This is a genomic window from Pseudomonas putida (assembly GCF_050990305.1).
In the GTDB taxonomy this organism is placed as follows: Bacteria; Pseudomonadota; Gammaproteobacteria; order Pseudomonadales; family Pseudomonadaceae; genus Aquipseudomonas; species Aquipseudomonas putida_AH.
The window spans coordinates 3,733,125-3,753,902 of record NZ_CP158817.1 but is presented as its reverse complement, the minus strand read 5'-3'; the positions used below and the strand labels follow the sequence as shown (position 1 = coordinate 3,753,902).

General features: G+C 59.4%; 18 protein-coding genes and 1 pseudogene. 9 read left to right on the top strand and 10 right to left on the bottom strand.

Features of this window, described 5'->3' with window-relative positions:
* Positions 1-86 precede the first annotated feature (86 nt).
* Entirely contained in the window at positions 87-518 is a 432-nt protein-coding gene (locus ABTV22_RS16855) for a nuclear transport factor 2 family protein (protein WP_433735631.1), read from the bottom strand.
* Between the two features lie 238 nt (positions 519-756).
* Here ABTV22_RS16855 and ABTV22_RS16850 point away from each other — a divergent pair.
* Both ABTV22_RS16850 and ABTV22_RS16845 read left to right on the top strand, forming a co-directional pair.
* Positions 757-1,464 (top strand): annotated as a pseudogene (locus ABTV22_RS16850) (MCP four helix bundle domain-containing protein); the annotation flags it as partial.
* 42 nt (positions 1,465-1,506) lie between these two features.
* Positions 1,507-2,370: a methyl-accepting chemotaxis protein gene (locus ABTV22_RS16845; RefSeq protein ID WP_433741426.1), complete on the top strand. Its 864-nt coding sequence runs from the start codon at positions 1,507-1,509 to the stop codon at positions 2,368-2,370.
* A gap of 149 nt (positions 2,371-2,519) precedes the next feature.
* Here the strand turns inward: ABTV22_RS16845 and ilvD are convergent, their stop codons facing one another.
* The gene (gene ilvD / locus ABTV22_RS16840; RefSeq protein WP_433735630.1) at positions 2,520-4,202 is read right to left on the bottom strand and encodes a dihydroxy-acid dehydratase; all 1,683 of its coding nucleotides are present in this window, start codon (positions 4,200-4,202) and stop codon (positions 2,520-2,522) included.
* 407 nt (positions 4,203-4,609) lie between these two features.
* On the opposite strand from ilvD, the gene mqo reads away from it, so the two are divergent.
* Positions 4,610-6,250 carry a malate dehydrogenase (quinone) gene (gene mqo / locus ABTV22_RS16835; protein WP_433735629.1) on the top strand — a complete coding sequence of 547 codons (1,641 nt, stop codon included), beginning with the start codon at positions 4,610-4,612 and terminating at the stop codon, positions 6,248-6,250.
* 1,565 nt (positions 6,251-7,815) lie between these two features.
* Positions 7,816-8,124, top strand: coding sequence for a DUF6124 family protein (locus ABTV22_RS16830; RefSeq protein WP_433735628.1), 309 nt, complete (start codon positions 7,816-7,818; stop codon positions 8,122-8,124).
* A gap of 683 nt (positions 8,125-8,807) precedes the next feature.
* Here the strand turns inward: ABTV22_RS16830 and ABTV22_RS16825 are convergent.
* The 5 genes from ABTV22_RS16825 to ABTV22_RS16805 all read right to left on the bottom strand — a co-directional run bounded on the left by ABTV22_RS16825 (position 8,808) and on the right by ABTV22_RS16805 (position 13,191).
* Positions 8,808-9,104 (bottom strand): hypothetical protein, encoded by a 297-nt coding sequence (locus ABTV22_RS16825; RefSeq protein ID WP_433735627.1) that lies wholly within the window; start codon positions 9,102-9,104, stop codon positions 8,808-8,810.
* Positions 9,105-9,223: 119 nt separating this feature from the next.
* On the bottom strand, positions 9,224-10,114 hold the full coding sequence (locus ABTV22_RS16820) for a DUF2950 domain-containing protein (RefSeq protein ID WP_433741424.1): 891 nt from the start codon (positions 10,112-10,114) through the stop codon (positions 9,224-9,226).
* 26 nt (positions 10,115-10,140) lie between these two features.
* The gene (locus ABTV22_RS16815) at positions 10,141-11,625 is read right to left on the bottom strand and encodes a DUF3300 domain-containing protein (RefSeq protein WP_433735626.1); all 1,485 of its coding nucleotides are present in this window, start codon (positions 11,623-11,625) and stop codon (positions 10,141-10,143) included.
* Between the two features lie 222 nt (positions 11,626-11,847).
* Positions 11,848-12,519 (bottom strand): MarC family NAAT transporter, encoded by a 672-nt coding sequence (locus tag ABTV22_RS16810; RefSeq protein ID WP_433735625.1) that lies wholly within the window; start codon positions 12,517-12,519, stop codon positions 11,848-11,850.
* 549 nt (positions 12,520-13,068) lie between these two features.
* Complete coding sequence (locus tag ABTV22_RS16805; protein WP_433735624.1) at positions 13,069-13,191, bottom strand: hypothetical protein; 123 nt, start codon at positions 13,189-13,191, stop codon at positions 13,069-13,071.
* On the opposite strand from ABTV22_RS16805, the gene ABTV22_RS16800 reads away from it, so the two are divergent.
* Positions 13,190-13,333 carry a hypothetical protein gene (locus tag ABTV22_RS16800; protein ID WP_433735623.1) on the top strand — a complete coding sequence of 48 codons (144 nt, stop codon included), beginning with the start codon at positions 13,190-13,192 and terminating at the stop codon, positions 13,331-13,333. The genes ABTV22_RS16805 and ABTV22_RS16800 overlap by 2 nt on opposite strands.
* 109 nt (positions 13,334-13,442) lie before the next feature.
* On the opposite strand, the gene ABTV22_RS16795 is transcribed toward ABTV22_RS16800, so the two are convergent.
* Positions 13,443-13,733 (bottom strand): hypothetical protein, encoded by a 291-nt coding sequence (locus ABTV22_RS16795; RefSeq protein ID WP_433735622.1) that lies wholly within the window; start codon positions 13,731-13,733, stop codon positions 13,443-13,445.
* A 177-nt stretch (positions 13,734-13,910) separates the two neighbouring features.
* Complete coding sequence (locus ABTV22_RS16790; protein ID WP_433735621.1) at positions 13,911-14,930, bottom strand: amidohydrolase family protein; 1,020 nt, start codon at positions 14,928-14,930, stop codon at positions 13,911-13,913.
* Between the two features lie 146 nt (positions 14,931-15,076).
* On the opposite strand from ABTV22_RS16790, the gene ABTV22_RS16785 reads away from it, so the two are divergent.
* The 4 genes from ABTV22_RS16785 to ABTV22_RS16770 all read left to right on the top strand — a co-directional run bounded on the left by ABTV22_RS16785 (position 15,077) and on the right by ABTV22_RS16770 (position 19,329).
* The gene (locus tag ABTV22_RS16785; protein WP_433735620.1) at positions 15,077-15,313 is read left to right on the top strand and encodes a hypothetical protein; all 237 of its coding nucleotides are present in this window, start codon (positions 15,077-15,079) and stop codon (positions 15,311-15,313) included.
* Positions 15,314-15,326: 13 nt separating this feature from the next.
* On the top strand, positions 15,327-16,664 hold the full coding sequence (locus ABTV22_RS16780) for an MFS transporter (RefSeq protein WP_433735619.1): 1,338 nt from the start codon (positions 15,327-15,329) through the stop codon (positions 16,662-16,664).
* A 39-nt stretch (positions 16,665-16,703) separates the two neighbouring features.
* Entirely contained in the window at positions 16,704-17,966 is a 1,263-nt protein-coding gene (locus ABTV22_RS16775; RefSeq protein ID WP_433735618.1) for a gallate dioxygenase, read from the top strand.
* Between the two features lie 115 nt (positions 17,967-18,081).
* On the top strand, positions 18,082-19,329 hold the full coding sequence (locus ABTV22_RS16770; protein WP_433735617.1) for an OprD family porin: 1,248 nt from the start codon (positions 18,082-18,084) through the stop codon (positions 19,327-19,329).
* A gap of 240 nt (positions 19,330-19,569) precedes the next feature.
* On the opposite strand, the gene ABTV22_RS16765 is transcribed toward ABTV22_RS16770, so the two are convergent.
* Positions 19,570-20,769: a LysR family transcriptional regulator gene (locus ABTV22_RS16765; protein WP_433735616.1), complete on the bottom strand. Its 1,200-nt coding sequence runs from the start codon at positions 20,767-20,769 to the stop codon at positions 19,570-19,572.
* Between the last annotated feature and the right edge of the window lie 9 nt (positions 20,770-20,778).

The following is a 20,778-nucleotide window of genomic DNA, read 5'->3' as shown; positions in this document are numbered from 1 at the left end:
TGTCGAATGTACTGGCCTCATCGCTGGCAAGCCAGCTCCCACAGGATTGTGCAATTCCTTGTGGGAGCGTTGAACCGAATGGATGATCAGAACTTGTAGGCCTGTCGTCCTACCAGTAGCCATTTCCCATCCTGTTTCTGCCAGATCTGGAAGTTCTCGATTTCCGTGGGAACCACTTCGGCGCCCTTCAGTGCCTGGGCCGAGAAGTGGTGGCGGACCAGCGCGACATCGCCGGAAACGGTGATGGTCTGGTTCTGCATTTCAAGGGTCTTGAACGCGCTTTTACCGGTTTCGATGTCGGCGATGAAGGCCTGCTTATCCTGGATCTTTCCGCTGGAGTGCCCGTAGGTCAGGTTCTCGGCGGTCAGTGCCTGAAGTTGCGCGATGTTTTTGTGCAGCATGGCGTCGGTCAGGTGGTCGACGGCCTGGGCAACGTCCTTGTCACTGGACGAGGTGGCGGCGGCGACGTAGCCGCTGAACAGGCAGAGAAAAGCTATCAGCACTTTGACGTTTTTCATGGGTGTTTCCTTATTGTTGTAAGTCGTCGTACAACCTAGCAGAAATCTCCTGGAATGGAAGCAGGCGGGCAGAGAATGACTGAGCGTCTCTACCTACCGCATGTCGCCAAACCCTTAAAACTGAGGCGCTGGTCTTAAATTCCCGCCGGGCACGGCCGATAACCTTTTCAGCCATGGGCCTTCTTCAGGATGCTGAAGTCACCCCGACCGACAAACGTGCGAAAAGAGGAACCACAGAGTGTCCATAAAACTGCGTTTACTGTTGCTGATCGGCACTGGCGTGCTTACCGCCTTGATCATAGGGCTGGTGAGTTACCTGGGAAATGGCCAGATGGCGCATGCGGTGCAGGACAATGACGTCAGCATGTCCGCGCTGCGCAATCACCTCGAAGCCGACATGATGCACGACGCCCTGCGCGCCGATGTGCTGTCGGCGATGTTGGTGGGGTTGGGTAAAAGCACCAGCAGCCAGGCCGAGGTGCGCAGTTCCCTTGAGGAGCACACCGGGCATTTCCGGCAGATGCTCGGGGACAACCTCAAACTGCCGGTCAACGGCACCCTGAAAACCGCGCTGAACCAGATCAAGCCCAGCCTCGATACCTACATCAGCGCCGCCGAGCGCATCGTTAGCCTGGCCCTGGAAAACCCTGACGCGGCGCAGAAAGAACTGAGCGCCTTCAATGCCGCGTTCAGCCAACTGGAAGGCCAAATGGCTGCCCTGAGCGAGCTGATTGAAAGCAACACACAGCAGACCAGCCAAGGCACGGCACAAGCCATCAGCAATGCCAACGTCACCGTCGCCGTCGTGCTCATCGCCAGTCTGTTGCTGCTGCTCGCGTTGGGCCGCTCGGCAATCGTCAGCATCATGGGGCCATTGCAGAGCGCCAGCCGCATCGCCGAAAGCATCGCCCATGGCAACCTGAGCGAGCCGATTGTCGAGACCGACCGCAAGGACGAAGCCAGCCGCTTGATTCGCAGCCTGGCCACCATGCAGCGGGATTTGCGCGGCATGATCGAAGTGGTGCGCAGCAACGCCCACGGCGTCAGCGGCATGAGCGAACGCCTGAGCAATGGCTGTCACGAAGTGGCCGGCAGCAGCCAGCAACAAAGCGCCGCGGCCAGCACCATGGCCGCAGCCGCCAGTGAAATGACCGCGAGCATCGAGGAAATCACCCGCCATGCCGAGCGCGCCTTGGACATGGCCAATCAGGCCGAAGCACTGGCCAAGGATGGCGGGCGAGTGATCCATCAGGTGGTCAACGACATGGACGGCATCGCCCGTTCGGCGCAGCAGTCGGCCCAGGTGATTCGTACGCTGGACAAAGAGTCCGAAGGGATTTTCAACATCATCCAGGTGATCAAGGGCATCGCCGACCAGACCAACCTGCTGGCGCTCAACGCCGCCATCGAGGCCGCTCGCGCCGGCGAGCAAGGGCGTGGCTTTGCCGTGGTCGCCGACGAGGTGCGCAGCCTGGCCGGACGCACCAGCGCTTCCACCCAGGAAATCGCCACCATGGTCTCGCGCATCCAGCAAAACACCCGCGAGGCCGTGATCAGCATGGAGGAGGGTGTGGCCCAGGTCGACAAAGGCATGGCCGTGACCGCCGACGTCGAGCGCGCCATTCGCGAAATCCTCGACGCCACCCTCAACACCACGCAACTGGTCAACGACATCAGCCGCACCATCGGCGAACAAAGCCTGGCCAGCAACGAAATCGCCCATCAGGTGGAGATGATTGCCGGCATGTCCGAAGGCAACAGCAAGGTTATCGGGCAGACGGCTTCGACGACCGATGAGTTGTCTTCGTTGGCGGGCAAGCTTTCGCAGTCGGTGGATCGGTTCAGGCTTTGACACCTTCTGCGGTCTCAAGGGCCTCATCGCGAGCAGGCTCGCTCCCACAAAGGTTCTTCAGTGTGCACAAATACCGTGTTCACCACAGATCCAATGTGGGAGCGAGCCTGCTCGCGATGGCGTCAGACTCGTCGCCACGCAATGACTGATCAAAGGTACTTGTCCGTCACCGCCCCCTCCGAGGCACTGGACACGGTCTTCGCATATTTGGCCAGCACCCCGCGTTTGTACTTGGCGTGCGGCCGCACCCACCGGGCTTTGCGCGCAGCCAGTTCGGCGTCGGACACTGCCACCGAGATCTGCCGGGTTTCGGCATCGATGGTGATCCGGTCACCGTCTTCGACCAGCGCAATCGGACCACCCTCAAAGGCTTCCGGGGTGATATGCCCGACCACGAAGCCGTGGGAACCACCGGAAAAGCGCCCGTCGGTGATCAACGCCACCTCCTTGCCCAGGCCCTTGCCCATCACCGCCGACGTCGGCGAGAGCATTTCGCGCATGCCCGGTCCGCCCTTGGGGCCTTCGTAGCGAATCACGATCACATCGCCGGCCTGCACTTCACCGTTGAGAATGCCGGCCAGGGCGCCTTCTTCACCGTGATACACCCGCGCCGTACCTTCAAAGCGCAGACCTTCCTTGCCGGTGATCTTGGCCACCGCGCCGCAGGGCGAGAGGTTGCCGCGCAGCACCACCAGGTGCGAGTCCTTTTTGATCGGCTGGTCGAAGGGCAGGATGACATCCTGGCCGGCGGGGTAGTCGGGTACGTTTTCGAGGTTTTCCGCCAGGGTCTTACCGGTCACGGTCAGCACATCGCCGTGCAACATGCCGGCGGCCAGCATGCGTTTCATCAACGGCTGGATGCCGCCGATGGCCACCAGTTCGCTCATCATGTACTTGCCACTGGGGCGCAGGTCGGCCACCACCGGGGAAATCTTGCCCAGTTCGACGAAATCATCCAGGGTCAGTTCGACATCCACCGCATGAGCCATGGCCAAAAGATGCAGCACCGCATTGGTCGAGCCGGCGAGGGCGATCACCACGCGAATGGCATTTTCGAAGGCCTTGCGGGTCATGATGTCCCGGGGCTTGAGGTCGAGCCGCAGCAGCTCCATGACCTGTTGCCCGGCGCGGAAACTGTCTGAGGCCTTGTCGCTGCCGACCGCGTCCTGGGAGCTGGAACCGGGCAAACTCATGCCCAGCGCCTCGATAGCCGAGGCCATGGTGTTGGCGGTGTACATGCCGCCGCAGGAGCCGGGGCCGGGAATCGCCACTTCCTCGATCTGCTTGACCTGGATCTCGCTGATGTCACCGCGCGCGTGCTGGCCCACGGCCTCGAACACGGAAATGATGTCGGTGTGGCCGGCACCGGGGCGGATGGTGCCGCCATACACGAAGATCGACGGGCGATTGAGCCGCGCCATGCCGATCAGGCAGCCCGGCATGTTCTTGTCGCAACCACCGACGGTCACCAGCCCATCGAAGCCTTCGCAACCGGCCACCGTCTCGATGGAATCGGCAATTACCTCCCGCGACACCAGTGAGTACTTCATGCCTTCGGTGCCGTTGGCAATGCCGTCGGAAATGGTGATGGTGTTGAAGATCACGCCCTTGGCGCCGGCGGCATTCGCGCCTTTTTCGGCTTCGATCGCCAGTTTGTCGATGTGCATGTTGCACGGCGTGACCATCGCCCAAGTGGAGGCGATGCCGATCTGCGGCTTGGTGAAGTCGTCATCGGTAAAACCCACGGCACGTAGCATGGATCGGGCCGGTGCGGCTTCGACGCCATCGACCACTTCTGAGGAATATTTGCGCAGATCGTCTTTGTCGCTCATGGCTATTACTCCTATCGCTCAGGGCTGTTCCTCACACGCTCATCCAAAGAAAGCCCCGATCAGTATAGAAGGCCCGGTGCGGATGCCCGGACCATCAGGTCGCGAACAGACGCGCGGGTTTGCCGTGTCGTGATATTCTTCGCGCCCACTTGGTTTGACCTATTCAGTTTTCCTGCCCAAAAGGCGGGCGAACGGAATCCCTGTCGCTCAAGTAGCTGAAGCCAAAAAAGATAAAAAGTCAGTTCAGAAGGGACATATAACTGGGGTCGATGCATTCAATCGACCTTGTGTGCCCACCCTGAGAAAGCTATGCACGAACACCCCAGGCACCTGCCTGTCATGCCGTGAATCGGGGGCTCGTGAGTACGGATCGAAGGGCGGATGACGTTTTATCATAGGTGCTACAGATGTTTAAGAAAGTGAACACAGCCCTGCTGGGGCTGGCTTTGTCGTTGGGGATCACGACAGCCCAGGCCGAAGAGGCCAAGAAAGTCGATGTGCTGCTGATCGGCGGCGGCATCATGAGTGCAACCCTGGGTGTGTGGCTCAATGAGCTGGAGCCCGGCACCTCGATGCAGATGATCGAGCGCCTCGACGGCGTCGCCCTGGAAAGCTCCAACGGCTGGAACAACGCCGGTACCGGACACTCCGCCCTGGCCGAGCTGAACTACACCCCGGAAGACGACAAGGGTAACGTTTCGATCCCCAAGGCCGTTGAAATCAACGAAGCCTTCCAGATCTCCCGCCAATTCTGGGCCTGGCAGGTTCAGCAAGGCGTGCTGAAAAACCCGCGTTCGTTCATCAACTCCACACCGCACATGAGCTTTGTGTGGGGCGATGACAACATCAAGTTCCTGAAAAAACGCTACGAAGCCCTGCAAGCGAGCCCGCTGTTCGCCGGCATGCAGTACTCCGAAGACCCGGCGGTGATCAAGAAGTGGGTGCCGCTGATGATGGAAGGGCGTGACCCGAACCAGAAAATCGCGGCCACCTGGAGCCCGCTGGGCACCGACATGAACTTTGGCGAAATCACCCGCCAGTTCGTTGCCCACCTGCAAACCACGCCGAAATTCGACTTGAAGCTGTCCAGCGAAGTACAGGACATCAGCCGAAACCAAGACGGCAGCTGGCGCGTCAGCTACAAAAACCTGAAAGACGGCAGCAAAACCGAAACCGACGCCAAGTTCGTGTTCATCGGCGCCGGCGGCGGTGCCCTGCACCTGCTGCAGAAGTCGGGTATCCCTGAAGCCCGCGAATACGCCGGCTTCCCAGTGGGTGGCTCGTTCCTGGTGACCGATAACCCGGCCATCGCCGAGCAACACCTGGCCAAGGCCTACGGCAAAGCCTCCGTTGGCGCGCCACCGATGTCGGTTCCGCACCTGGACACCCGCGTGCTGGATGGCAAGCGTGTGATCCTGTTTGGCCCATTCGCGACCTTCAGCACCAAGTTCCTCAAGGAAGGCTCGTACCTGGACCTGCTGACCACCACCACCACGCACAACGTGTGGCCGATGACCAAGGTTGGCATCAAGGAATACCCGTTGGTCGAGTACCTGGCCGGTCAGTTGATGCTGTCTGACAAAGACCGTCTCAACGCCCTGAAGGAGTACTTCCCGAACGCCAAGGCTGAAGACTGGCGTCTGTGGCAAGCGGGTCAGCGCGTGCAGATCATCAAGCGTGACGAAGCAGCCGGTGGCGTGCTGAAGCTGGGCACCGAAATCGTCGCATCCGCCGATGGTTCGATGGCCGGTCTGCTGGGCGCATCGCCAGGTGCTTCGACTGCTGCACCGATCATGCTGTCGGTGATCCAGAAGGTGTTCAAGGACAAGGTCGCGACCCCTGAGTGGCAAGAGAAGCTGCACAAGATCGTACCGAGCTACGGCACCCAGCTGAACAATGACCCGGCGAAAGTGGCCGAGGAGTGGGCCTACACTGCCAAGGTGTTGGAACTGCCTGCGCCTCCGGTGATTGGTCAGGTGGCTCCTGCTGCTGAAGCGGAAAAGGCCAAGCCTGTGAAAGAGAGTGCTGCGGCTGATATGGCGCTCTAATTCGGTTGTCCTGCCATTGTGGTAGGGCTGACTGAATGGCAATGAAGAAAGCCCGCTGAACCGGTGACGGTTGGCGGGCTTTTTTGTGGGTGGTGGGATTTCACTTGCTCAGTGGTACCTGTGGGAGCTGGCTTGCCAGCGAAGGCGACCTAGTAGCCGACCTGACTCTCGCGAATGTACCCAATTCTCCTGTGGGAGCGAGCCTGCTCGCGAAAGCGCTCTGACAGCCGACCTGTCTCTTGCTGACCGGGTACATATCCATTGCTTTGGTAACGGCCACCTATGGTTTCGCCCTGACGGCCGACTCCCTTTGGCAAACGCCGGAGTGCCGGCCCAGCCCAAAGGAAGCAAAGGTCTCGCCCCGAGCGTCCGGCCCCTCGCTTAGGCTCGGCGTTCCTTCGCTCCGGTATTCATCCGGGGGCATCGCCTCCGGTTTGCTTCGCTGCACCTCCTCTCGATGTGTGCGGCTTCGCCGCACGGCGCTCCGCGCCTTCCCCCCGGATAAACGCCTCCACTCAGCCTCCCGAAGGGGCGGGTAGATCAAGATCAAAAGCTTGCAGGCGAGCTAACGCTCGGCCTGTTGAGTGGTGAGAAGCGGGTGTACACCGTCCCCTGTGGGAGCTGGCTTGCCAGCGAAGGCGGCCTGCCAGCCGACCTGTCTCTTGCTGATCGAGTACATATCCATTTCTGCGGTAACGGCCACTTATGGTTTCGCCCTTACGGCGACTCACTTTTTTTCAAACGCCAAAAAAAGTAAGCAAAAAAGGCTCGCCCCGAGCGTCCGGCCCCTCGCTTAGGCTCGGCGTTCCTTCGCTCCGGCATTCATCCGGGGGCATCGCCTCCGGTTTGCTTCGCTGCACCTCCTCTCGATGTGTGCGGCTTCGCCGCACGACGCTCCGCGCCTTCCCCCCGGATAAACGCCTCCACTCAGCCTCCCGAAGGGGCGGGTAGATCAAGATCAAAAGCTTGCAGGCGAGCTAACGCTCGGCCTGTTGAGTGGTGAGAAGCGGGTGTACACCGTCCCCTGTGGGAGCTGGCTTGCCAGCGAAGGCGGCCTGCCAGCCGACCTGACTCTCGCGGATGTACCCAATCAACTGTAGGAGCGAGGCTCGCCCGCGAATGCGCCCTGACAGCCGACCTGACTCTCGCGGATGTACCCAATCCCTGTAGGAGCTGCCGCAGGCTGCGATCTTTTGATCTTGCTTTTAAAAAATCAAAAGATCGCAGCCTCGTTCCACTCGACAGCTCCTACAGGTCCGCAGACTGCTCGCGATGGACGTCAACGATAACGCGCACCTTCCGGGCTTGCGCTTGCCAGGTCCTCTCGTTAACCTTCCCGCCGTCGCTGCCAATTCAGCGATCGGGTGTGGTAGCCCGGCTTGTTCAAAGAGATCCAGAACGCCTCAGGGCGTTTTTTTGCTGGCTGCTTTGTGGCGGCTGTGCATGGGAGGCTTCGGCCTGCCGGGGTTTGCTCTTTGACCGGTCTACCACCCCGTGTACAGTCGTCTCCCTAATTTTGCGTGGTAGCGGAAGGGGAGATGCTCACTTCAAAGAGGAGTTTCACAATGTTCAAGGTAACGCCCAATCCCCCGGACGCGGACGACAGCACTGACTCCGATCCACTGACCCCACCGCCAAAACCAGCCATGGCCGAGCGCCGCCCCAACCCCATCTTCACCATCGCCCCCGACGTCAACACCGAAACCCTCCTGGTTCATGCCTGCGAAACCCTTGCCTCGGCCAGTGTCATGGCCAGTGAGTTGGCGTTTATCCTCGAAGGCCCGAAATGCAATCTGGCCTTGGGTATCCAACAGATGATTGCCCTCGCAGAGTTGTCGGTGAACCGGGTGTTGGATCACGTCGATCCGCAATAAAGTGAGCCCGCTGAGCCGGTGATGGTTGGCGGGCTTTCCTGGCCTCCATGTAGGAGCTGCCGCAGGCTGCGATCTTTTGATCTGGCTTCAGAAAATCAAAAGATCGCAGCCTCGTTGCACTCGACAGCTCCTACAAGGTTTCGTGTCGATCACAAAATGTGGCAACACCACCATCTACTGTAGGAGCGAGGCTTGCCCGCGATGGCGGCCTGACATCCGACCTGATACTTACGAATGTACTTTCTAAAAATCTAAAGATCGCAGCCTCGTTGCACTCGTCAGCTCCTACATGATGAGGGGAGCTGCAACCTCTCCATCTGATCCGTATTTTTCATCGCTTTCTGCCTCTGTAATGCACTGAGCCTGCGCCGCACAATAACGGCAAGTTCCGCGGCCTTGGCGGCGGTGCACCGCAAACTCAATGTGCAGGGGGCCTTATGGGCAAGATGGCGATTTTTCTGGGTGGTTTTCTGGTGCTGACGATTTTGATTGGCGTGCTGGCGACGATTTCGCCGACGTGAGGGGCATGGGCCTCTTCGCGGCGATCCGACAAGCCCGCTCCCTTTGGTTTTGTGGCTATTACCGATACTGCGAACACAGCAATACCTGTGGGAGCGTGGCTTGCCCGCGATAGCAATCTTCCAGTCGCCCAGATTCAATGGCAAAAAGCCGCCTGACCCGAATTAGTTTTTACACTCCGCCAACACCACCTGGCAGGTATCCGGCGTCCCCCCGGATCTCCCGGCGTAGCGTATGCAATTGTTCAGGGACTTTTGCCGGGCGATGCTCAAGGTCGCCCCCCAGGCCAGGCCGCCTTCGCCTGCGCTGGGCAGCGCTTTTGCGAAGCAGTTGGAGCCGATGGCTGGGGTTGGCGCGTAGGTGACAGCCTTTTTTGCACAACCGGCAGTCAACGCCAGATTGAAGGCGAGCAGAAAGAACAGTAGCCATGACGAACATTGGCGCGCTGATTTGCCGGTCATCCCGCTACCCCCTGTTGAAAGAGGTGTGGTTGTGTCCTGAACAGCGTAGACGCCATGGCACCCTCGCTGGGTGCCGTTTGGCGGACTGATTTACCTGCTCAAGTGAGACCGGGCAACGATTACTGCACCTGATCGGGGCTCACTTCCTTCCAGCTGTCATCGGGATCAAAACGCTTCATCGACTCCGCCACTTTGCCACCGCCGGGCCCCAGGTCTTTTTCGAAGATCTGTCCGTCATGGCTGATCATGAAACTCATCACGCCGGTGTCATCGTATTTTGCTGGCCAGGCAATCATGGCAAAACCACGGCTCATTTTGTCGCCGATGAGGTAGCTGTAGGCACCACCCGGTGCCGATGGACCTTGCCCATCGAGGATGCGGAAGTGGTAACCATGCCAGTCCTCGCCGGCAACGGCCTGGCCGAACAGGGGACCCAGTGGGCTGATTTGATCGGTATCGTCATCCGCCCAATACAGCCCGTCGTGCTCGCCGGGGGTGCTGAAGATTTTCTGTGCATACTCGAGTGCGCCGTCTCCGTCGCGATCCGTTGATGCATAGTCCATCTGGGCATCGTGGTAGGTCAGCAACGCCTGCATCGCGGAGAGCTCGTTGCTGCCGATTCGGCGCGCGCGGACTTCTGCGCTGCCGGCCTTGATGTCGAACCGCCAGGCGTTCCCGGTCTTTTTCAGAGGGATCGGAAGAGTCCACGGGTCCTTGCCGACTGACAGGACGGCTTCGCCTTCGCGGGGGTTTTCGATGCGATGCTGCTCTTGGTACAGCTTGAGGAATGCGTCCACGTCACTGCGCTGCACGCCACTTCGCGGGATGAAACTGCGCCATTCTTCACCGAGGATTTTTGTCAGGCGTTCCTGGTCGGCGTGGTCCTTGCCCAAGGCTTCGACGAACGCTTCAGCAGCCTTTTCAGGCGTTGGAAAAGTTTGCTGTGCCGTAGCGATGGACGACCATGCCATGCCAGCCGCAAGGGCGAGGACAGGAGGGAGCATGCCCATGAATGCTTTGATTCGAGTATGAATGTTCATCGGCGACCTCCTCCTCCTCTTTGTCGCGTGCCTCCACCGGATGGCCTGCTGATTTGATGGCCGGCGGATCGCGCGGCGGCGGGGCGCTGGGCAGAGGCCTGGCTGGCCCGACCACGGAAGGCTTGTTCATTGCTGCGAGACGGAGAACGCGCGCCGGCGAATGCGTTGTTGCGGGCGCTGCCTGGGCTGGCGGTGGGTCGTTTTTGCTGACGAACTTGAGATAAGTCCTGTCTGCGTTGATTGTTCTGGGCGGTCTGTTTCCTGGGCTGCTGATTCTCCCGAATGTTTCTGCCAGTGCCCTGGCCCCGGTCTGCGGTTCTCGGTCTGTCGGCACCGCCTTGCATCCGGTTGCCGACCGAGGGTGAAGACTCGGCTCGGCGTGCCTGTTCACGGGCCTGGCGATTGCTGGTGGCAGGGCGTTCGATGCCGTGCCTGTCCATGGAACTGCGTGCGTTTTCACGGGCTTGGGCGCGCTGGGCGGTATCGCCGCGGAAGGCTTCGCGTTGCCGGGCGCCATCCAGTTGCCGGCCGAATTGCTCACGGCTGCGGTTGTCGCGATAGGGCACGCCATCACGATGAAGGGAATTGTGCTGCCACTTGTTCTGGTTTCTGTTGATCTGGGTGTTGCGATTGATGTTGTTGTAGCGGTCGACATCGATGTCAATGTCGTTATCGCCCCAGTCACAGTCGCTCCACAACGAAGCGACGATGGCCACTCCGGCGCCGAACGCCAGCCCGCTCATCAAGGCCTGACCAGGGTAATAGGCCGGTGGCGGTGGATAGTACACAGGCGGCGACGCAGGATAGGCCCAAGTGCCGTAGACCGTGGTCGGGTTGTAAGTAGGGACGTAGACCACCTGTGGATCGGCGGGCTGAATGATGATGGTCGAGCTGCTGGCCGGGGGCGCAGCAGACTGCGTGGTTGTCTGTGCCGGTGCCGGGGCATTCTGAATGGTCACGTTTTGGTACTGGTTACTCTTCAGGTTGCCTGCGGCTTGTGCCTGGTGCCGCAAGCGTTGCACGGCGTTCATGAGATCGTCCGGTTGCGCCAAAAAGGCATCGCCCAGGCGTTGTACCCAAACGGGGTCCTGCCCCAGCGTGACAAGGACCTGCGGGAAGGCGACCAATGATTGAACGCTTGGGTCCCAGGGCTGGCTCGCTACTTGTTTGACCGCGTCATCGCCCTTGGCATCCGGGTGCGCCTTGGACCAGGTTACCGCCTCGGCGACTTCCCCTGGGTACGTGGTGGCCATCAGTATCTGTGCCAGCAGTGGGTCCGGGTAGAGCGCAATGGGAGCGACCATCTGATCCAGCTGCTCGGCAGTGAACACGGGATCTTTGGCGGCTGCCGTGGCAGGCGCGGCATTGGCAGGCGCGGTATTGGCTGCGACTGCAGTCGCATCCGGAGGCTGCGCTGCCAAGCAAGGAGTTCCAGCAAGAAACAGTACAGCTGACATCGCGTAGAACAATGAATGACGCATTGCCTCATCCCCGTGTGGCCAGGCAGTCCTTGAAAGGGCTGGATCAATGTCAGTAAGAAAAAAACAGCCAGCCTCGATGACGTTCACTAAGGGTAGCAAATGGATTTTGTTACCCCGATTTCAATGCAGTTTTTTTTGCGTGCTCGAAACAGGTGAAAAAGGCCGGGCATAAGACGCATTGCTGATAGTGCTCATCGCCTTGCGTAATATGAAAAAAGTGAATCAGTTAGGGTGGAAAAGATGAGCGTTGGTGTCGATGATGGTTTGTACGATTTCCACCATCCCGTTAATCGCGAACTGGGCGCCCATGCAAACCAGTAAAAAGCCCATCAGGCGTGAGATGGCATCAATACCGGATTCGCCGGTGACTTTCATGACCACGCCTGAGCCACGCAAACATATCCAAAGGATAAGGGCGGTAAATAGAAAGATTAACGGAGGGGCAGTCAGTAGCACCCAGGCCGGGAAAAGCGTGCTGTGCTTGATCGTCGCCGACGAGCTTATGATCATCGCGATGGTCCCGGGCCCCGCGGTGCTGGGCATGGCCAGGGGGATGAGGGCAAAACTGGCTTTTTCGTTGACGTTGACTGCTGAAGGGGCGCGTGGGGGCGGGGGGAACAGCATCTTCAAACCCATGATGACAAGAATGCCGCCGCCCGCCATGCGCAAGCCCGGAATGGAGATATTAAAAGCACTCATCACGAACTCACCTATGTAATAGGTCAGTGTCATGATCAGGAAGACATACATAGAGGTCAGGAAAGCTTGTTCGTTTTTTTCCTTTTGACTGAGTCCTTTGCTCAGGCCAATAAACAATGCCACCGTTGTGGGTGGATTAGTCAGTGGTAGCAGCGCGAGTAATCCAAGTGCAATGGCGTTGAATAAATCCATCATGTTGTATTTTTCCCGAAAACTTGTCGGTGCACTCAATCAAAGTTCTGATTTCATTGCCAGGTCGAATTGCGCTAACGCCAAAGCATAGCCACTGATTGCCAATGTGCTCGATCGCCGTATTCGGGCAACGAATCGATACGCTGCCCGGACACGGCGACGGGTTTTGTACGCGATGACAGGCGCGGTTCAAGGACTCGTCGGCTGCAGCGATACGTGAACGCGGGCAGCCTGAATGCCCGTATTGTCCTGACGTTTTTCGCGAGCATGCTCGCTCCTACAGTCGGTATGTGCCGATGCTGAAATCCGGGGGAAAACCAATCTCTGTTTGCTCGCGATGGACGTCAACGATAATGCGGGCTGTCTGAATGCCTGTGTTGTCCTGGCGTTTTTCGCGAGCATGCTCGCTCCTACGGTCGTTATGTGCCGACGCTGAAATCCGGGGGAAAACCAATCTCTGTTTGCTCGCGATGGACGTCAACGATAATGCGGGCTGTCTGAATGCCTGTGTTGTCCTGGCGTTTTTCGCGAGCATGCTCGCTCCTACGGTCGTTATGTGCCGACGCTGAAGTCCGGGTGAAAACCAATCTCTGTTTGCTCGCGATGGACGTCAACGATAACGCGGGCTGCCTGAATGCCCGCGTTGTCCTGACGTTTTTGGCGCATATTGAACATGGCGATTCGCCTGCGCCCCGTCGAACACTATTCCCTGCGCGAACTGCGTGAGGTCTGGAGCTTGACGGCGCTGGCCTTGAGTCAGGACTGGCATACGCGTGAATGCAATCGCGCCTGGCTACATTTGCACCGAGATGACTGAGGCGGCCTGGGACACGCCGCAGGGCGCGGCGCCGATCAAGCGCAACCCCATGCAGGGTCTCGGCCCCCCAGGAACTGGCGGCGCGCCGGTTTTCAGTGTCAACGGCGCGCTAATTGATCTGCACAATCACCGGGCCTTCCGTCACGATCGGCGGGTTTGCGTGGATATGGGATGCATTTTTTGAAATCCAGTCGCGTGCGACTTTCAGGCTCGCATCACTGCCGGCCTTGTCCTTGCAAACAGTCACCGCCGTACCTCCATCACCCGTATTGAGCAGTGTGTAGCTGACAAGGCCAGGTACTGCCCGCAGGGTCGCATCGACGTCGGCATTGCGCTCCTCCAAAAGCTCGAAAAGCTGCTTTGCGCCAGTACCCAGGTAGGTTCTTATGACTGCATACATGTTCGTCTCCTTTGGGAGTCCCGTCTTGATGCCAAGCCAGTTTCGCTGATGGCTGTTCTTCCCCCCAAGGTGTCAATACGCCCCGATTTAATAAGCTTAGCCACACGCCGATGGCCGGTGGAGTACAACGACCATCGGCTGATATTGGTCGACAACTGACCGTCACGACCTATCGAATCAAGCGGTAAAGCCAAACAGCCGTTTCGGGGTTTCCCAAAGAATCTTCTGGCGATCACTGGCGTTGGGGAACATTTCGCCGAAGTTGGTCAGAACGGTGCCCAGTTCCATGTTTTGCCGCGCGCGCAAAAACGGCCAGTCCGTGCCCCACATGCAGTTTTCGGCGGTAAAGGCCTTCAGCAGCGCGAGTTGATAGGGCTTGGCATCGGCATAGGGGTAACTTTCTTTGGAGTATTGCGACAGCCCGGAGAGTTTGACGAAGGTGCGTCCGTTGCTGGCCAGTGACAGCAGCGCCTGGAACGCCGGCTGTTGCAGGCCGGCACTGGCATCGGGCCGACCGGAATGGTCGATCAGCACACGGGCGCGAGTGCGCTCAATCAAGGGCAGCAGTGCCAGCAACTGATCGTCCTTGACCTGGATCTGTGCATACAGGTCCAACTCGGCCAGGCGTTCCATCAGCGTGTCGATCTTCAGAAATCGCTCGGGCCCCAGCAGCGCCGCATTGAGCGCCACACCGATGACACCCTGTGCCTTGTACTGCGCCAGTGTTTCACTGGAAACGTCGTTCGGTACTACGACCACCCCTTTATGCCGACCCTTGTTGCGCGCCAGCGTGTCGAGCAGGCAACGGTTGTCGAAGCCATACGAAGAGGTCGGCTGCACGATCACTGAATGGCGAATGCCGAAGGCCTGCATGACCTGCTCGTAATACGCTGCCGGGCCGATCTCGGGTCCTGTCGGCTGGTAGGTAGCGTCAGCAGGGTAGGGGAACTGGGCAGGATCGATTACATGATGGTGACAATCGATCTTGGGCTGTGAAAAAAGACTCAGTAGTTGGGAATCCATGACTGTACCTGGCGATTGATCGGTGCCTGCGTTGTCTGCGCTCTGCCGGGCATCGCCTGCGGCAGCCTGGCTGAGTATTGGCATACTAAGCGCCGCGCCGGCGGTCAGCACAACGGAGCTTTTTTTGAGCAGCGAGCGGCGGGAAAAACCGCTGTCATCCAGATGCATGGCCATGTTCAAACCCTTGTTTTATTAGTATGTGCGCCTACAGAGCGTTCACTGCCGTCACGGCAGTAACGTTGACCTTAAGGCAGGCCCTTGCATGGCGTCGTCTGTGAAGTCGTTAAGCAGGTATCGCTTTTGTTTATCGGCCTTTTTGCATGGCCGAACGTCTGCGGGCGCAAACCCGCCAGTGCCTTCAATCAATAGCCAAATCGCTGCACTCACAGTCAGCCATCGTCGCTCTCTTCAAATCACCCGATAAGAAAAACAGATACCCGCTTAAGGATTTCCCAGAGGCGGGGCAGGCACTCGCGGCTTTAGAGTCACGTCCAGTGTTCGACGATGGGCGGACCCAGGCGCCATTGCAGCACCTGTCGCAATTTCTACAAAAATAAGAAGGTGAAATACATGAGTCACGAAACGGTCGACATCAAAGCATGGATCGACAACCGACCGGTTGCCGGTTACCAGTGGCTCATCATGAGCCTGTGTTTTTTCATTGTTCTATTCGATGGCCTGGATGTGGCGGTGATGGGTTTTATCGCGCCTTCGTTGATTCAGGAATGGGGCCTGTCCAAGGCCGCCTTCGGCCCGGTCATGAGCGCGGGCATGGTCGGGCTCGCCATCGGTGCCTTGACGGCCGGCCCGTACGCCGACCGCCTGGGACGCAAGAAGGTGCTGCTGTTGGCCGTAAGCGGATTCAGCATACTCAGCCTGGCGTGTGCGTTCGCCCGTAACCCCTACGAGCTGGCTGCCTTGCGGCTGTTGACTGGCGTGGCCCTGGGCGCCGCGATGCCGAACACCACCACGCTATTGGCCGAATACCTGCCAGAGCGCAACCGTTCGCTGTTCATCACCATCATGTTCACCGGTTTCAACATGGGCTCGGGGCTTGGCGGTTTGTTGGCGGCCTGGTTGATTCCTTTGCACGGCTGGCAATCGGTCTTGCTGGTGGGCGGTATCCTGCCGCTGGTGTTGTTGCCTTTCCTCTGGCTGCTGTTGCCAGAGTCCGCACGGTTCCTGGCGGCGCGTAATGCGCCTGCCGCGCAGATCGCCAAAGTCTTGAACAAGCTCGGTGGCACTTTCGCGGCGACCACACACTTCACCCTCGCCGAACCCCAGGCGCAGCACAAAGCGCCGGTGCGCATGCTCTTCACCGAGCGCTATCGCACCGGCACGCTGGCGCTGTGGCTGACCTATTTCATGGGCCTGTTGGTGATCTACCTGACCATGGGCTGGATGCCGACCCTGTTGCGTGAGGGCGGCCTGTCCATTGAGCGGGCGGCGACCATTACCGGCTTGTTCCAGATCGGCGGTACGGTCGGGGCGATCGTGGTCGGCTGGATCATGGACCGACGCAACCCGAACGGTGTCATTGCGACTTCCTATGCCTTGGGCGGTATTTTTATTCTGCTGCTGGGGGCGTTCAGCCTGGAATCGAGCCTGCTGGCGGTGGGCGTGATTGCCGCGGGTTTCTGCATGAGCGGTGCGCAGACCGGACTCAACGCGTTTGCGCCCGGCTATTACCCGACTGATTTCCGCGCCACAGGCGTGAGCTGGATGCTGGGTATCGGTCGATTCGGGGCTATCTTTGGCTCACTCATCGGCGGTGCGGTGCTCAGCCTCGGGTTGGGCCTGCCGTTGCTGTTCGCCCTGTTGAGCGTGCCGGCCTTCATCGCAGCCCTGGCGATCCTGGCCAACGGTCATGCCCGGCGCCGGGTCAACCAGGCCCTGGTGGCGCAATAATCTTTTTCGAACACTTTTTATCAAAAGCAGGAACTCATCATGGCACGCATCATCGGTGGCCTCGCGGTATCCCACACACCCACCATCGGCTTTGCCGTCGATCACGACAAACAGAACGAGGCAGCCTGGGCGCCGATTTTCGAAGGGTTCGAGCCGATCAAAATGTGGTTGAAGGAGCAGCGGCCGGATGTGTTGTTCTACATCTTCAACGACCACGTGACGTCGTTTTTCTTCGATCACTATGGTGCGTTCTCCCTCGGGGTCGATGAGCGTTACGAAGTGGCGGACGAGGGCGGTAACCCGCGCTCGCTGCCTGCGGTGGGCGGGCATGCGGCGCTGTCGCGACACATTGGCCAAAGCCTGATGGCCGATGAGTTCGACATGAGCTTCTTCCGCGACAAGCCGCTGGACCACGGCTTCTTCTCGCCGATGTCGGCGTTGTTGCCTTGCGATCCGCAGTGGCCGGTGGAGATCGTGCCGTTGCAGGTTGGGGTGCTGCAGTTCCCGATCCCCAGTGCCTTGCGTTGCTACAAGCTGGGCCAGGCCCTGCGCCGGGCGATCGAAAGCTATCCCGAAGACCTGAAGGTGGCCATTGTCGCCACCGGTGGCGTGTCCCATCAGGTACACGGTGAGCGGTGCGGTTTCAACAATCCGCAGTGGGACGAGCAGTTCATCGATCTGCTGGTCAACGACCCGGTGCGCCTGACCGAAATGACCCATGCCGAGTACGCCACCCTCGGCGGGATGGAAGGCTCGGAGGTGATCACCTGGCTGATCATGCGTGGCGCCTTGTCGGCCACGGTGAAAAACCTGCATCAGGATTACTACCTGCCGTCCATGACCGGCATCGCCACGCTGCTGTTGGAGAATCAGGATCGGCCGGTCCCGGCAGATGTAAACGCGCGACACTTGCAGCACATGCAGCACCAGTTGGCCGGTATTGAAAAACTCGAAGGGACTTATCCATTCACCCTGGAGCGCAGTGCCAAGGGCTATCGCTTGAACAAGTTCCTGCATCGCATGATCGAGCCGCAATGGCGCGAGCGTTTTCTCGAAGCGCCCGAGGCGCTGTTTGAGGAAGGGGGCTTGAGTGAAGAGGAACGTGAACTGCTGCGACGCCGAGACTGGCGTGGATTGATCCAGTACGGAGCGATCTTCTTTGTGCTGGAGAAACTGGCGGCGGTGCTGGGGATTCCCAACTTGCAAGTCTACGCCGCGATGCGTGGGCAAAGCCTGGAGGAGTTCATGAAAACCCGCAATCAACAAGTGCTCTACTCGGTGGCGGGCAAAGCCCCTCGCTGATCATCTGGGGCGACCCTCAGCCAGGTTGCCATTAATTCTTTCTGTTTGATCTGACTGTGCCCGGCACTTACGGGCACAGCGCATTCCTTTACCCAAAAATCGGAAAACAATAACAATGAAAATCACCGTTAATCATCGAGTCGCGTGCTCGCTGGCCGTAGTTTGCGTGGCACCCCTGGGCGTTCAGGCCGCCGGTTTCATCGAAGACGCCAGCGCTAACCTGAACCTGCGCAACTTCTACATCAACCGCAATTTCACCAACCCGGCTTATCCGCAAGGCAAGGCCGAGGAGTGGACACAGAACTTCATCCTCGATGCTCGTTCCGGTTTCACCCAAGGTGCGGTGGGGTTTGGCGTGGATGTGTTGGGGCTTTACTCGGTCAAGCTGGACGGTGGCAAGGGCACCGGTGGCACGCAGCTGCTGCCGGTTGATAGCGATGGACGTCCGGCCGATGATTTTGGACGCCTGGCGGTCGCCGGGAAAATGAAAGTGGGCAAAACCGAACTGAAGGTCGGTGAGTGGATGCCGGTGCTGCCGATCCTGCGTTCCGACGATGGCCGCTCATTGCCGCAAACCTTCCGTGGCGGCCAGGTGACTTCGCAGGATATCGACGGCCTGAGCCTCTACGGCGGGCAGTTCCGGCAGAACAGCCCGCGCAACGATTCGAGCATGGAAGACATGTTCATGCAGGGCAAAACCGCGTTCACCTCCGATCGTTTCAACTTCGTCGGTGGTGAGTACAGCTTCAACGACAAGCGCACGATGATCGGCCTGTGGAATGCCGAGCTCAAGGACATCTATCAGCAGCAGTACCTGCAACTGGTTCACAGTCAGCCGCTGGGTGCCTGGACGTTGGGGGCGAACCTGGGTTACTTCTGGGGGCGCGAGGATGGCAGCGCCCGTGCCGGCGACCTGGACAACCGCACCCTCTCGGCACTGCTGTCCGCCCGCTATGGCGGCAGCACGTTCTACGTTGGCTTGCAAAAACTCACCGGTGACGATGCGTGGATGCGGGTCAACGGCACCAGCGGCGGCACATTGGCCAACGACAGCTACAACAGCAGCTATGACAACGCCCGGGAAAAATCCTGGCAACTGCGCCATGACTACAACTTCGTTGCCTTGGGTATTCCCGGCCTGACCTTGATGAACCGCTACATCAGCGGCGATAACGTACACACCGGTAGCGTCACCGATGGCAAGGAATGGGGGCGCGAGTCCGAACTGGGCTACACGGTGCAGAGCGGCGCCTTCAAGAGCCTCAACATGCGCCTGCGCAACTCCAGCATCCGTCGCGACTACAGCAGCAACGAGTTCGACGAAAACCGTCTGATTGTCAGCTATCCCTTCAGCCTGTTGTAAACACCTACCTCATGGGAGCAAGACTTGCCCGCGATGACAATCTCACGGACGCCATCGCGGGCAAGCCTCGCTCCTACAGGGATCTCGGTTGACCACATTCTTTGTGTTCACTCAACACCCACTGTAGGAGCGAGCATGCTCGCGATGGCGGCATGTCAGTCACCATTGATACCGGATGTGCCGGCCTCTTCGCGAGCAAGCTCGCTCCTACAGGGGGTTGGTGTCGTACATAAATAGATTTTATTGTTCGCCGGTTACCCGACGAATCGAATCCATCAAGGCTTGCGCCACGGGCGAATGCAGGCAACCGGTGCGATACGTCAGGCCGATGGCTCGGGTGGTCTGATTCAGCTCCAGCGGCAGGATGCACAACTCACCCGAAGCAATCTCCTGTTCCAGCTGGTGGGCGGACACGGCCGCGAGCATGTCCGAGCGCAGCAACAGCCCGCGAATGATTGCCATGTCACCGCTTTCCACGACCGACCGGGGCGGCGCAATGCCGAAGCGGTTGAAGCATTCATCGAGCATCCGCCGGGCGGGCGAGCCGGCGCGAGGCAGCACCCATCGGGCGGCACTGAGTTCGTCGTGCAGAACCTTTTTTGCACAGAGCGGATGATCCCGCCGCGCCAACACCACCATGTCCTCCGTCAGTAGTGCCTCGCCGGTCAGGTCGCTGGCGTAGGTGTCCGAGCGCAGGGCGCCGAAAATGAAGTCGACATCGCCGGCTCGCAACTCGCTCGCCAGCAGATCGAACGGGCTCTCATTGGTGATCACCTGGATCGCCGGGTGTTCGCTCATCAGGCGCACGATGGCTTCGGGCAGGATGCGCGTGCGTCCCAGGGGCAGGGTGCCGATATGCACCACGCCTTGCAGGGTCCCGCGGATGGCGGTGATGTCCGTTTCGATGTGACGCAGTTCATTGAGTGCGCGGCGAATGGGGAACAGGATTTCATGGCTGGCGCCTGTCGGTTGCAAGCCGCGAGGTGTGCGTTCGAAGAGTGTCTGCCCGCAACCGCTTTCCATGACCTTGATCGTCGAACTGATGGCCGGTTGGCTCAGACCGAGCAGGCTGGCGACGGTTTGCATATGCCGGGTTTCACAAAGTTTGACGAACACTTGCAGGCGCCGGGCCTGGAACAGGAATAGCGGTTCGACTGCGCGTTTGCCCACGCCGCCGAGCAGTCGTGGCACGCTTTCCAGTTCCGCCAGCACCCGCTGTGCCCGCGGCAACAGACGCTCACCGTAATCGGTCAGACGCATACCGTTGGCGTGGCGTTCGAACAAGGGCACATCGAGCCGGGTTTCCAGTTCGCAAATCGACCGGGTGACCACTGATTGCGCCCGGAACAGGGCCACAGAGGCTTTGGATACGCTGCCATGCTCGGCCACCCTGACGAAGGCGCGCACGTTCATCAGGTTGGAAAATTCAGTGGATTGCATGGTGGCTGG

Bases quoted from the DNA above. Each gene is read 5' to 3' on its own strand.
- ABTV22_RS16855 (WP_433735631.1), bottom strand. From the start codon at position 518: ATGAAAAACGTCAAAGTGCTGATAGCTTTTCTCTGCCTGTTCAGCGGC.
- ABTV22_RS16845 (WP_433741426.1), top strand. From the start codon at position 1,507: ATGCAGCGGGATTTGCGCGGCATGATCGAAGTGGTGCGCAGCAACGCC.
- ilvD (WP_433735630.1), bottom strand. From the start codon at position 4,202: ATGAGCGACAAAGACGATCTGCGCAAATATTCCTCAGAAGTGGTCGAT.
- mqo (WP_433735629.1), top strand. From the start codon at position 4,610: ATGTTTAAGAAAGTGAACACAGCCCTGCTGGGGCTGGCTTTGTCGTTG.
- ABTV22_RS16830 (WP_433735628.1), top strand. From the start codon at position 7,816: ATGTTCAAGGTAACGCCCAATCCCCCGGACGCGGACGACAGCACTGAC.
- ABTV22_RS16825 (WP_433735627.1), bottom strand. From the start codon at position 9,104: ATGACCGGCAAATCAGCGCGCCAATGTTCGTCATGGCTACTGTTCTTT.
- ABTV22_RS16820 (WP_433741424.1), bottom strand. From the start codon at position 10,114: ATGGGCATGCTCCCTCCTGTCCTCGCCCTTGCGGCTGGCATGGCATGG.
- ABTV22_RS16815 (WP_433735626.1), bottom strand. From the start codon at position 11,625: ATGCGTCATTCATTGTTCTACGCGATGTCAGCTGTACTGTTTCTTGCT.
- ABTV22_RS16810 (WP_433735625.1), bottom strand. From the start codon at position 12,519: ATGATGGATTTATTCAACGCCATTGCACTTGGATTACTCGCGCTGCTA.
- ABTV22_RS16800 (WP_433735623.1), top strand. From the start codon at position 13,190: ATGGCGATTCGCCTGCGCCCCGTCGAACACTATTCCCTGCGCGAACTG.
- ABTV22_RS16805 (WP_433735624.1), bottom strand. From the start codon at position 13,191: ATGTTCAATATGCGCCAAAAACGTCAGGACAACGCGGGCATTCAGGCA.
- ABTV22_RS16795 (WP_433735622.1), bottom strand. From the start codon at position 13,733: ATGTATGCAGTCATAAGAACCTACCTGGGTACTGGCGCAAAGCAGCTT.
- ABTV22_RS16790 (WP_433735621.1), bottom strand. From the start codon at position 14,930: ATGGCCATGCATCTGGATGACAGCGGTTTTTCCCGCCGCTCGCTGCTC.
- ABTV22_RS16785 (WP_433735620.1), top strand. From the start codon at position 15,077: ATGGCCGAACGTCTGCGGGCGCAAACCCGCCAGTGCCTTCAATCAATA.
- ABTV22_RS16780 (WP_433735619.1), top strand. From the start codon at position 15,327: ATGAGTCACGAAACGGTCGACATCAAAGCATGGATCGACAACCGACCG.
- ABTV22_RS16775 (WP_433735618.1), top strand. From the start codon at position 16,704: ATGGCACGCATCATCGGTGGCCTCGCGGTATCCCACACACCCACCATC.
- ABTV22_RS16770 (WP_433735617.1), top strand. From the start codon at position 18,082: ATGAAAATCACCGTTAATCATCGAGTCGCGTGCTCGCTGGCCGTAGTT.
- ABTV22_RS16765 (WP_433735616.1), bottom strand. From the start codon at position 20,769: ATGCAATCCACTGAATTTTCCAACCTGATGAACGTGCGCGCCTTCGTC.